Source organism: Nonomuraea sp. NPDC046570 (genome assembly GCF_040645915.1).
Lineage (GTDB): Bacteria > Actinomycetota > Actinomycetes > Streptosporangiales > Streptosporangiaceae > Nonomuraea.
The window spans coordinates 1-11,826 of sequence record NZ_JBEYZF010000079.1 but is presented as its reverse complement, the minus strand read 5'-3'; the positions used below and the strand labels follow the sequence as shown (position 1 = coordinate 11,826).

9 protein-coding genes and 1 pseudogene are annotated in these 11,826 nt (G+C 67.7%); 8 read left to right on the top strand and 2 right to left on the bottom strand.

The features are described from left to right. The first annotated feature begins 711 nt into the window (after nt 1–711). Nucleotides 712–2,505: a discoidin domain-containing protein gene (locus tag ABZ911_RS42235; protein WP_358070055.1), complete on the top strand. Its 1,794-nt coding sequence runs from the start codon at nt 712–714 to the stop codon at nt 2,503–2,505. Nucleotides 2,506–2,565: 60 nt separating this feature from the next. Here ABZ911_RS42235 and ABZ911_RS42230 read toward each other — a convergent pair whose 3' ends face one another. Continuing rightward, the gene (locus ABZ911_RS42230; RefSeq protein ID WP_358070052.1) at nt 2,566–3,732 is read right to left on the bottom strand and encodes an ROK family transcriptional regulator; all 1,167 of its coding nucleotides are present in this window, start codon (nt 3,730–3,732) and stop codon (nt 2,566–2,568) included. Between the two features lie 131 nt (nt 3,733–3,863). On the opposite strand from ABZ911_RS42230, the gene ABZ911_RS42225 reads away from it, so the two are divergent. The 5 genes from ABZ911_RS42225 (at nt 3,864) to ABZ911_RS42205 (ending at nt 9,670) form a co-directional block, all read left to right on the top strand. Then, the gene (locus ABZ911_RS42225) at nt 3,864–5,108 is read left to right on the top strand and encodes a Gfo/Idh/MocA family oxidoreductase (RefSeq protein WP_358070050.1); all 1,245 of its coding nucleotides are present in this window, start codon (nt 3,864–3,866) and stop codon (nt 5,106–5,108) included. Then, the gene (locus tag ABZ911_RS42220; protein WP_358070047.1) at nt 5,105–6,709 is read left to right on the top strand and encodes a beta-N-acetylhexosaminidase; all 1,605 of its coding nucleotides are present in this window, start codon (nt 5,105–5,107) and stop codon (nt 6,707–6,709) included. Before ABZ911_RS42225 ends, ABZ911_RS42220 begins: the two co-directional genes overlap by 4 nt. Before the next feature lie 71 nt (nt 6,710–6,780). Then, a complete protein-coding gene (locus ABZ911_RS42215; protein WP_358070044.1) occupies nt 6,781–7,980 on the top strand; it encodes a sugar ABC transporter substrate-binding protein in 1,200 nt (399 codons plus the stop codon). Nucleotides 7,981–7,983: 3 nt separating this feature from the next. Continuing rightward, nucleotides 7,984–8,862: a sugar ABC transporter permease gene (locus ABZ911_RS42210; RefSeq protein WP_358070041.1), complete on the top strand. Its 879-nt coding sequence runs from the start codon at nt 7,984–7,986 to the stop codon at nt 8,860–8,862. Further along, complete coding sequence (locus ABZ911_RS42205; protein WP_358070038.1) at nt 8,855–9,670, top strand: carbohydrate ABC transporter permease; 816 nt, start codon at nt 8,855–8,857, stop codon at nt 9,668–9,670. Before ABZ911_RS42210 ends, ABZ911_RS42205 begins: the two co-directional genes overlap by 8 nt. A 157-nt stretch (nt 9,671–9,827) precedes the next feature. On the opposite strand, the gene ABZ911_RS42200 is transcribed toward ABZ911_RS42205, so the two are convergent. Continuing rightward, nucleotides 9,828–10,985 carry a GMC family oxidoreductase gene (locus ABZ911_RS42200; protein WP_358070035.1) on the bottom strand — a complete coding sequence of 386 codons (1,158 nt, stop codon included), beginning with the start codon at nt 10,983–10,985 and terminating at the stop codon, nt 9,828–9,830. On the opposite strand from ABZ911_RS42200, the gene ABZ911_RS42195 reads away from it, so the two are divergent. Continuing rightward, on the top strand, nt 10,984–11,316 hold the full coding sequence (locus ABZ911_RS42195) for a GNAT family N-acetyltransferase (RefSeq protein WP_358070032.1): 333 nt from the start codon (nt 10,984–10,986) through the stop codon (nt 11,314–11,316). The genes ABZ911_RS42200 and ABZ911_RS42195 overlap by 2 nt on opposite strands. Before the next feature lie 159 nt (nt 11,317–11,475). Further along, nucleotides 11,476–11,826 (top strand): annotated as a pseudogene (locus ABZ911_RS42190) (hypothetical protein); the annotation flags it as partial.

Here is an 11,826-nt window from a genome sequence, read left to right as displayed (position 1 = left end):
CACGACTTCCTGATCAACCGCGTCTTCCCGGCCAGGGGTGCTGACGTCCTCACGAGCCACGAGTGGACCGCCCGCCTGTGACCAGCCGTCAGCATGGAAGATCTGGGCCATGCCCGCGATGAGACGACGCATGCGTCGCAGTGATCTTGGTTTGCTGAGCTCGCCGGAGAAGCCCGTGGCAAGGTTCGCCGAAGCTACTGCGCGGCCTGAGATCTACCCCGAGACTTTATTGCAAGCTCTATAAATATTCACCATGAAGACCTTGCGGCACGGCACTGATGCCGGAATGATCCCGTAGGAGAGGGCAGCACTTGGAATAACTTCCTCTGGAGTTTGTAATAATGAGCAACCACGTGCCGACCAGCTGTGACGACCCGCAGAGGTCGCGTCACCTGCGCCTACTCGGCGCCATCTCCCACCCTGCGCGAAACACAACAGGAAGTGCCGTGTCCGCGCGTACGCCGGGCACGCGCTTGGCATCTGCGGCCTGAACGCTCCCGGAAGACGAGGCCACGGGGACCGCCTTCAAAGCCGCCCGGGCCAGCGAGCCGCAAGCGCGGACTGCCGTCCACCAGCGCGCACTCGGCACTGCTGCCCTGGTCCTGACTCGCACCCCGCACCGCCGCGGCGCCTGACCTGACAGCACTCCTCGCACGCCGCCCTTGAGACCAACCTCTCGATCCCCCAGAAATCTCGCTCAAAGGAATGCCCATGCGCCTCTTGACCCCTCCCCTTGCCGTCGCCGTGGCCCTGGCCGGACTGCTCGCCGCCACGAACACCACCGCAGCCGCCGCCGACCGCGGCGCCAAACCGAGCTACAGGCTGGACTGCGACGGCAACGGCCCGGGCAGCACCTGCACTGTGGTCGCCACCGGCAAACCACGACCCCACCGCGTCGAAGAGTTCGTCACCACGGTCAGGAGCGGCGACCAAGTATGGGCGCGAGACACCCTCTACAGCCGTGAAGGGCAGGTACGCAGCCGCCCGTTCGTGCTCCCCGACAAGAACGTGACGGTCGACGTCTCCGTGACCTCATTGCCGGAGAAGCATGTGGGCACACCGCTCCGGCTGATGGCGTGGAACCTCTTCGTCGGCGGCACGTTCGACCGCAAGGAGACCACCGGCGAGAACCTCACCCAGATGATCGACTACATGAACGAGGTCAACCCCGACATCCTCTTCGTGGTCGAGGGGTACGGGTCCGGTCAGAAGATCCTTGACGGGCTCAACGCCGGGCGGGCCGAGGGCGACCGTTTCACGGGAACACAGCTCACCACGCCCGAGGACTACAGCCACAACGGCGACAACCTGTGGCTGTACACCAAGCTCAAGGTCGAGAAGGTGTACCCGCGCTATGCCGACGCCGACATCGACTCCTTCAACATCGGCGGCGCCCGGCTGGGCCTGCCCAACGGCAAGCACGTCCACGCCTTCAGCCTGTGGACCTGGCACGACGGCTGGGCCTACGGCGACACCCACGACGCGGCGGTGCAGAATACCCACGGCCTCCCGCGCACCAAGACCAACGAACAGATCCTGGAGGGCGACAACCTCCGCCGGGTCGCCATGGGCAAGGCCATCCTCGAGAAGGCGATCCCGTCCTTCATCGGCGACGACGACGCGCCGGTGCTCATGGGCGGCGACCTCAACGCGCAGTCGCACCTGGACTGGAGCGAGCAGTTCGCCAATGCCCCCGGCCACGGCGGCGTGGTCCTGCCCTGGCCGTACACCAAGCTCTATACCGACGCCGGCTTCATGGACACCTTCCGCTACGCCAACGCCGACGCCGGCATGTACCCCGGCCGCACGTGGAGCCCCTTCCACGGCATGGGCGCCATCCCCGGCCGCATCGACTACGTCTTCGCCCGCGGCAAGGACGTCCGCATCCTGGGCTCCCGCGCCGACATCCGGCGCCTGCCCCGCCACCAGCAGACTCCGCTCGACCCGCAGTACCCCTTCTACTCCGACCACGGCTCCGTCATCACTGACGTCCTGGTCCGCGGCAAGGGCACCGGGCCCGACCGGGAACCCGTGACCGAAGAGCCCGGTAAGGGACGCCACATCTGGCCGACGGAGCCCGTCGGGCGCCGCATCCCGCCCGCCGAGCTCAAGGCCACCGCCAGCACCTTCAAACCCGGCATCGGCGACCCGCGCAACGCCATCGACGGCAAGCTCACCACCGACTTCCACTCCGACTACCCCGTGGTCGCGCCGCAGCCGCACACCATCACCGTCGACCTCGGCCGAGTCAGGGAACTGTCGGCCGTACGGTTCCAGCCCAAGCTGCGCACGAACATGAACGGCACCATCCTCAAGGGGATGGTGCAGGTCAGCGACGACGGCATGACGTTCAGGGACGTCACGGCCGTCGAGTGGGCCCGCATGACCGCGCCCAACGACGTCAGCCTCCAGGGCGTCTCGGCCCGATACATCAGGCTGCGCTCCGACTACGGCATCGGCGGCGCCTCCGCCCTGGCCGAGATCATCCCCTACGAGAAAGCCTGACAACGAGGGTCGGTCGAGCAAGGTGAATCCTGCTCGGCCGACCCTTCGAGAGCAGAGGCGTCAGGGGAGACGCTGAGGGGCGGCGGGGCTGGCGATGGTCCCTTCCAGCGAGAAGAGCCACTCGTCCACATGGTCCAGCGCCAGGCAGGCTCCGCCCAAGGCGACGCATTCCTCACCGAGCGTCGAGGGGCGGATGTCGGGAAGGCGCACGCAGTGGGGTTCGAGGGCCCGGTTGAGAGCGGGAAGCAGGACGTCGGCCGAGCGGGAGAAGCCACCGCCCAGGACGACCAACTCAGGATCCAGCGTCAGCACCATGGCGGCGGTGCCGAGGGCGAGGTGGCGAGCGTAGACATCGACGGCAGCCTGGGCATCGGGGTCTCCGGCGCGGGCTGCGTCGAAGACGAGCCGCGCAGCCTCCTGGGGTGATGCGCCCGCGGCCGCGGGACAGCTCTCCAGGTGGCCGGCCATGGTGCGCCACCCGGTGATCTCCATGAGGCCAACCTCGCCGGTGGCCCCGCTGAACCCGTGGTGAAGCTGGCCGTTGAGGATGAGCGCAGCGCCGGGTCGGCGGCCGACGTGCAGATAGACAAGGTCTCGAACGCCTGCCGCGACGCCGAGCCGCTGCTCGGCGAGGGCGGCGAGCTTGCTGTCGTTCTCTATGCTGATCGGGCAGGGCAGCCGCTGCCCGAGATGGCCGGCGAGGTCGACTCCGGGCCAGTCGGGGAGGTCGTTGACCCGGGTGATCAGCCCTTCCCGGTTGACGACGCCGGTGCTTCCCGCGGTGGCGCCCCACAGGTCGGAGGCTGCCAGGCCGGAGGCGACGAGCGCGGCGTCGATGGCCCTGCACGCTGCCTCCAGCCGCTCATGCCGGGCGGTGTGCCGGTCGACGGCGACCCGGCCGCTGGCGACGGTCCGGCCGGCGAGGTCGGTGACCACGGCCAGGACCTTGTGAACTCCCATGTCGATGCCCAGCACATGCCCGGCTTCGGTGCGGAAACGGTAGCGCTTGGCGGGCCTGCCCAAGGTGCCCGGTGCGGGCTCGACCTCGGCGATCCAGCCATGTTGCTGGAGCTCGGCGACGACGTCGCCCACGGAGGCTCGCGACAGCCCGGTCTGCGCCACCAGCTCGGTGAGCGTCAGCGGTGCGCACGCCTCACGCAGGGCGCGAAGACTGTTCAGAATGTTCTGCTGACGCAGCCGCTGAAGGTCCCCACCACTGGCCTGCACGGGCTTGCTCCTCGCTATCAACGGTCTCTGAATTATGTCGCCCTTGTCTGACTTGATCATCCGGCACAGGAGGGCTTGACGGCAAGGCCGTACCTGTGAATATCTATGGAGCCTGTAATAAAGGGGTGCGAATGACAGTGACCATAGCCGTCGTCGGGGCGGGAGCGCGCGGCCAGATCTACGCCAGGGCGGCGGCTGCCGACGGCCGGGCGCGAATCGTGGCCGTAGCCGACCCCGACCCGGCGAGGCGGGCCGCGCTGGCCACCGAGCACGACCTGCCGGAGCAGGCCTGCTTCACGGGATGGGCCGACCTGGCCGCGGTGCCGAAGCTGGCTGATGCCGTGGTCATCGCGACCCAGGACCGGTTGCACGTCGAGCCGGCGGTCGCCTTCGCCGAGCTGGGCTATGCCATCTTGCTGGAGAAACCGCTGGCCCCCACCGAAGCGGAGGCCCGCCGTATCGTCGAAGCGGTCGAGCGTAGCGGCGTCGTCTTCGCGATCTGCCACGTGCTCCGCTACACCGCCTACACCAAAGCGTTCAAGGAGCTCCTGGGCAGCGGCAGGCTGGGCTCGATCTCCAGCGTCCAGCACCTGGAGCCGGTGGGCTGGTGGCACATGGCCCATTCCTTCGTGCGGGGCGCCTGGCGCAATGCGGCCGAATCAGGGCCGATGCTGCTGACCAAGTCCTGTCACGACATCGACTGGCTGCTCCACCTCGTCGGCGAGAAGCCGGTCGCCGTGTCGTCCTTCGGCTCGCTGACCCACTTCCGGCCGGAGAATCGGCCGAAGGGAGCAAGCACGCGTTGCGTGAGCTGCCCGGTCGAGCCGACCTGCCCCTACTCGGCCCCACGCCTCTACCTGGACTGCCTCGGCGATCCGGACCGGGAGTTCTGGCCGCTCGGCCCCGTCACCTCCGACGCGACCGTGGCAGGCGTCACGCACGCGCTGGAGACCGGTCCCTACGGCCGCTGCGTCTACGACTGCGACAACGATGTGGTGGATCAGCAGGTCGTCACGTTGGAATTCGAGGGGGGCGCGACCGCGTCCTTCACGATGACGGCGTTCACGCCGCTGGAGCACCGCAAGACCCGCGTCTTCGGCACGTACGGCTTCGCCGAGGGAGACGGGCGCCACATCAGGATCGTCGACTTCGTGACCGGTGCCGAGGAAACGCTCGACACCGGGACGAACGCCGGCGCATCGCTGGCCGATGGCCATGGCGGTGGCGATGCGGGCCTGATCAGGGCGTTCACCGACGCCGTGGCCGCCGGAGACCAGGCCCCGCTCGGCGCCGACCCGGCCGAAGCCCTGTCCGGGCACCTCGTCGTCTGGGTCGCCGAACGCGCCCGCGAGACCCGGACGGTGCAGGCACTGTGACCCCGATCCCGGCGCCTTCCCGCTGCACACTCGGAGAACGGCGGTTCACCTTCACCGCCGCGACGCCGTTGACCGCCGACCCGCTGCTGGCCGGCGCCGCGACGTGGCTCCGCCAGGCCCTCACCCCGGCTACGGGCCTACCGCTGCTCGAAGGCCCCGGCGGGGTCGAGATCCGCCACGCCGTGGGCCTCGGGCCCGAGGAATATCGGCTCACCGCCACGACGGAGTCCGTGCTGATCGAGGCCTCGGCCCAGGCCGGTGCCTTCTACGGGGCGCAGACTCTTCGCCAGCTGCTCGACCCGGCCGCCTTCCGCGCCGGCCGTACCGGAGACAGAACCTGGAGCATCCCCGCGATCGAGATCGTCGACGCCCCCAAGTACGGCTGGCGCGGCTGCCTCATCGACGTCGCGCGGCACTTCCTGCCCAAGAACGACCTGCTGAGGTACATCGACCTGCTGGCCGCGCACAAGCTCAACGTCCTCCATCTGCACCTGACGGACGATCAGGGCTGGCGGTTGGAGATCAGGAAGTACCCGAAGCTCACCGAGATCGGCGCCTGGCGGCGCGAGTCCCCGCTGGGCGCCAAGCGGCATCGCCTGTCCGACGGGCGCCCGCATGGCGGCTTCTACAGCCAGGACGACATCAGGGAGATCGTCTCCTACGCCGCCGACCGCTCCGTCACGGTCGTCCCGGAGATCGACCTTCCCGGCCACACTCAGGCTGCCATCGCCGCCTACCCCGAGCTCGGCAACCTCGACGTCCCCCTGGAGGTGCGCACCGAGTGGGGCGTCGGCGAGAACGTGCTCAACGTCTCCGACGACACGATCGCCTTCTTCACCGATGTCCTCGACGAGGTCCTCGAGCTCTTCCCCGGCGAGTACATCTGCGTCGGCGGCGACGAGACCCCCAAGACCCAGTGGAACGAGAGCGTTCCCGCCAAGGAGCGCATCCGTGACCTCGGCCTGCGCGACGCCGATGAGCTGCAGAGCTGGCTCATGCGGCACTTCACCGACTACCTGCTGGCGCGCGGGCGCAAGCCGCTCGGCTGGGACGAACTCCTGGAGGGTGGCCTGCCACTGGGCGTCACCGTCGCCGCCTGGCGCGGCGACAGGTGCGCGGCGATGGCCGCGCGAGCCGGCCACGACGTTGTCGTCTCCCCGTTCGCCGAGACGTACCTGGATTTCCGCCAGGCAGAGGGCGATCAGGAGCCGGTGCCGATCGGCAGCGTGACCTCCCTGCGCGCTGTCCACGCCTTCGATCCGGTTTCTCCTGGCTTCACCGGGGAGGAGCGGAGCAGGATCCTCGGCGCGCAAGCGGCGCTGTGGACCGAGCACATCGACTCGCCCCGGCTCCTCGACTACATGGCCTTCCCACGACTGGCTGCCTTCGCCGAGGCGATGTGGAGCGACGAGCGCGACTTCGAGGACTTTCTCGTACGGCTCGCCGTACACGAAAAGCGGCTCGACGCCCTGGGCGTGGAATATCGCCCGGCCACCGGTCCGCACCCGTGGCAGCAACGCCCTGATGCTCCCGGCCATCCCCGGACCAGGGCCGAGATCGACCGCGAGCTCGCCGACTGGACCTCCAACCTGCGGCCCTGAACACCCCCGACCCCCTGGAGACAAACGTGCGTTTCCGCCTACCCCTTGCCTGCCTCGCCAGCCTCACCGTCATGACCGCCGGCTGTAGTTCCGCCAGCCAGCCGGAAGCCTCAGGAAAGGCCACGATCAGCTACGCCATCTGGGACAAGAACGACCAGGCGAGCGCGGAGAAGATCATCGCGGCCTTCCAGCAGACCAATCCCAACGTCACGGTGAAGCTCGAGATCACCCCGTGGGACCAGTACTGGACCAAGCTCCAGACGGCCGCGTCCGGCGGTGCCGCACCCGACGTGTTCTGGATGAACAGCCTCAACGTCCGCATGTACGCCAAGGGTGGAATCATCACCCCGATCGAGGAGTCGAAGGTCCAGGGCCTTCCCCCCGCGGTCGTCGACGGATACCGCTACGACGGCAAGTTGTACGGCCTGCCGCACAACGTGAGTATCCCGGCGCTCTGGTACGACAAGAAGCTTTTCGACGCCGCCGGAGTGGCCTACCCCACCGCCGACTGGACCTGGGACGACGTCAAGGCCGCGGCCAAGAAGCTGACCGACCCGTCCAAGAAGCAGTTCGGCATCCTCGCCCACATGTGGGACCAGGGCGCCTTCTACCCCACGATGCTCCAGGCGGGCGGCCACGTGCTGTCGCAGGACGGCAAGAAGAGCGGCTTCGACGACCCCGCCTCGATCCAGGGCCTGGAGTACTGGACCGGCATGATCAAGGACCAGGTCGGCCCCGTGGCGGAGGTCTACACCGACACCGACCCCATCACACTCTTCCAGTCCGGCAAGTACGGCATGCTGTACGGCGGCGTCTGGTTCGCCCCCACCTTCTGGGCCAACCCCGAGGTCCGCGAGCGGATCGACGTGGCCCCGCTGCCCAAGGGCCCTGGCAAGGAAGCCGTCATCCTGCTCGGCCTGGCCAACGCCGTCTCGGCCAAGAGCGAGCATCCGAAGGAGTCGGCGGCCTTCGCCGAGTTCGTCGCCTCCGAGCAGGCCCAGAGGATCCTCAGCGACAGCGGCGGCGGCGCCCTCTCGCTCCGCGACGGCACGCAGGAGGGCTGGTTCAAGGCCTTCCCCTCCTTCCACCTGAAGGAGACCTACGACGCTTCGATGCCGTACGGCGTGCCGTACCCGGTGTCACTGAACACCGCGCAGTGGCAGGACGTGCAGAACAAGCTGCTCGCCGAGGCCTGGGCAGGCAAGCGGCCGGTGGCCGAGGTCGCCAAGGAGATCGCGACGCAGATGAACGAGATCCTGGCCAAGGAGTAACCGATGCACTCCAAGCGCGAGTGGGCGTGGGGGTACCTCCTCATCGCCCCGATGGCGCTGGGTCTGGCCGTCTTCTACCTGTGGCCCATCGCCCAGACCCTGTATCTCAGCATGACCGAGTCGGGCGTCTTCGGCGGCTACACCTGGGTGGGGACGGCCAACTTCGCCGACCTGTTCACCGACGAGGAGATGTACGGCGCGCTCGGCAACACCCTGCTCTACTCGGTGCTGGTGCTGGCCGGCGTGCCGCTGTCCATCGTCGTCGCGGCGCTGCTGAACGTGCCGGGGCTGCGCGGGCTGAGCCTTTACCGGACCATCTACTTCCTGCCCGTGGTCACCATGCCCGCCGCGGTGGGCCTGACCTGGAGATACCTGTTCAACGGCGACTTCGGGGCGATCAACCACATCCTGGGCACGCTGGGGATCGACGGGCCGTACTGGCTCGGCGACCCCGACTTCGCGATCTACGCCATCGCGGTCGTCGGGATCTGGAGCTCGATCGGCTACAACGCGGTGTTGTTCCTGGCTGGGCTACAAGGCATTCCGCGTCACTACTACGAGGCCGCCGAGATCGACGGAGCCGGGCGGTTACGGCAGTTCTTCCGCATCACGCTGCCGTTGCTCACACCCACCACGTTCTTCGTCGTGGTCATCACGATGATCAACGCGCTGCAGGTCTTCGACCTCGTCTATCTCATGATCGACCTGAAGAGCCCGGCCCTGGAGGGCAGCCGCACGATCGTCTACCTCTTCTTCGAGACGGGCTTCGTGCAGAACCAGCGCGGGCTCGCCGCGGCGATCGCCGTCATCCTGCTCGGGCTGATCCTGGTGCTGACCGCGATCCAGTTCAGGCTTCAGAAGAAGTGGGTGCACTATGAGTAAGCCCAGGACCTGGCCGGCGCATGTGTTCCTGGCCGCCGGCGCGCTGGTGATGCTCGCACCGTTCGCATGGCAGCTCGTGGTCTCGCTGCAGACGCTGCCGGACTCGCTGCGGATGCCGCCGAAGTTCACGCCCTCCTGGCAGTGGTCGAACTTCGCCGACGTGTTCCGGTCGGTGCCGCTGGCCAGGCAGTTCCTCAACACGGTCGTGGTCACCGCCGCCGTGACCGCCGGACAGTTGCTGCTGTGCTCGCTGGCCGCGTTCGCCTTCGCGCGGCTGCGCTTTCCCGGCAGGGGCGCCTTGTTCCTGCTCTTCCTGGCCGTGCTGATGGTGCCTGCGGAGTTGTTCCTGATTCCGCGGTACGAGATCATGCAGGGGCTCGGTTGGCTGAACTCTCTGCAGGCGCTGATAGCGCCGGGCGTATTCGGCGCGTTCGGCACCTTCATGCTTCGGCAGTTCTTCCTGTCGTTGCCCAGGGAGCTGGACGAGGCGGCCTCGATCGACGGGGCCAACCCGCTGCAAATCTATTGGCACATCCTGCTCCCGTTGGTCAGACCCGGCCTGCTGGCGCTCGGCATGCTGACCGTCATGTGGTCGTGGAGCAGCCTGCTCTGGCCGCTGGTGGTCAATACCGATCCGGAGATGATGACGCTGTCGGCCGGCCTCGCCTCGCTGCGCGGCCAGTTCCTGACCAACTTCCCCATCCTGTTCGCCGGGTCGGTCGTGGCCTCACTGCCCGTGATCGTTCTCTTTGTCGTCATGCAACGTCAACTCATCGCCGGCATCGCCTTCACCGGCTCGAAGGGGTGATCCCAGCAACTGATGCCACTGAGGAGGGCGACGCGGCCTTTCCATGCTGGTCGACCTGGTCACGGCGGGTCTGCGGAGACGGAAGATTTTTCGGCTGCAACGCCGATCCAGTGGCGGCGAGCATGTCGGGCATCGCGCTGGCGTCCTGGCCGGGCCCTCATGCCATCCGGCGTGTCAGGTGGTCGGCGACGCGCAGAGCGTTGGCCATCGCGGTGAGCGCCGGATTCACCGCTCCGATGCTCGGGAAGAAGCTGGTGTCCACGACGTAGAGATTGTCGACCTCGTGCGCCTTGCAGTTGGCGTCGAGCACCGAGTCCGCCGGGTCGGTGCCGAACCGGCAGGTGCCCGCCTGGTGCGCCACTCCGGCCATGGGCACGTCCATGCTCATGTAGAAGTTCTTGCTGAGCACGTGGTGGGAGGCCATCCCGATGTGGTTCAGCACCTTGCGCAGCTCGCGGTAGAGCCCGTCCGCCTCCACGTCGTTCGTCTTCCGGTAGGCGAGGTGGATGCTGCCGTCGCTGCCGACGGTGACACGGTTGTCCGGCCTTGGAACGTCCTCGGTCGTCAGCCAGAAGTCGACCGCGTGCCGGGCGACCTCGTCCAGGCTCCAGCGCAGAGCGAGCTTGGTGAGCTTGGGCTCCTCGCCCTTCATCGCCATCGCGTTGGACTTGCCGAGCATCTGGATGTTGCCCAGCGGCCATTCGCGGCCCTCCCTCGGCAGGTAGAAGTCGTTCAGGCCGAGCGTCTTCTGGAACACCGTGTCGTTGCGCTCCTTGCCCAGCGGCACGATGGCCTTGCTGTTGTGGAACATGTAGTTGCGGCCGACCTGGTCGGAGCCGTTCGCGAGGCCCGCCGGGTGCTCGTCGGAGGCCGACCGGAGCAGGATCCTGGCGCTGTTGGCGGCGCCGGCCGAGACCACGACGATGTCGCCTTCGTAGAACTCCTGGACGCCTTGGCGGTTGACCTGCACGAATCTGACGTTCCGGCCTGACTCGTCCGTGATGAGACGTTCGACCTCCGCGTTCACCAGGAGGGTCACCTGGGGATGGCCGAGCAGCGGTCGTACGGCGATGATGTCGGCGTCGGCCTTGGCGTGCACGAGACACGGGTAGCCGTCGCACGTGGCGCACCGGATGCACGTGCTCACGGCGCGGTTGGCCTCGTCGAGAAGGATGCCGCACGGGGCGTGGAACGGGTGGTAGCCGCCTGCGGTGAGCGCTTCGGAGATCTGCTGGATCCGCGGCTCGTGGAAGACCGGCGGCCAGTACTGGCCAAGCTTCCGGCTGCGGGCCGCGGCCTTCTTCGCCCGCAGCATGCTCGACATGGCCAGGGCAGGGATTCGACGAGAGCCCATCGCCGGAGACTTCACCGACACCCGATGGCCGGCGCACCTGCACATCGCCGTGGCGCCTTCAGCACGTGGAACCGGCGCCGCGGACGAGCTGATGAACCGCCGGCTCGACCGGCTCAGGCAAACCGACTCTCCCGGATGCCATCTGCAGGCCCTGGTGGAGAACACCCGTGCGGTGCGCTTCTTCGAACGCATGGGTTTTGTCCGTCACGGCCAGATGCCGGTGGTGCCCGGCCTCAGAAACCATGGCCACCGGCTTCATCAGCAGACGATGGTCTGGAGCCAGAGAGGATGAGCCGACCTGCCTAGCCGTGACCTGACCCCGCCCTCGAAAGCAAGCATGGACTTTGCTGAGAAGAGGTCTTTCGGCCCTGGTAGCGAGTGGACGCTGGTGATGCCCTGGTGCTATAGGAGGAGGTGGCGTGAGATGTGCGCGTCAGATAACACCACCACCATGATTCTCCGGGCAGCGGTGCGCGCGGCGACCTGGGCGCCGTCGCTGCACAACACCCAGCCTTGGTCCTTCGCCATCGAGGGCGAGGAGGTCAGCGTCCGCTGCGACCGCGACCGGCAGTTGCGCACGGCGGACGAAGAAGGCAGGCAACTACTGGTCAGCTGCGGTGCGGCGCTGTTCAACCTGCGACTGTCGCTGCGAGCCGCAGGCGTCGAGCCTGTGACGCGGTTGTCGCCTGATCCGGATCGTCCCGCGTTGCTGGCGACGGTCCGGGTGGGCCCACCCGTGGAGGCGGACGAGGTCGTTCGCCGCATGCACGCCGAGATCGAGCGTCGCCGTACCCACCGGGCC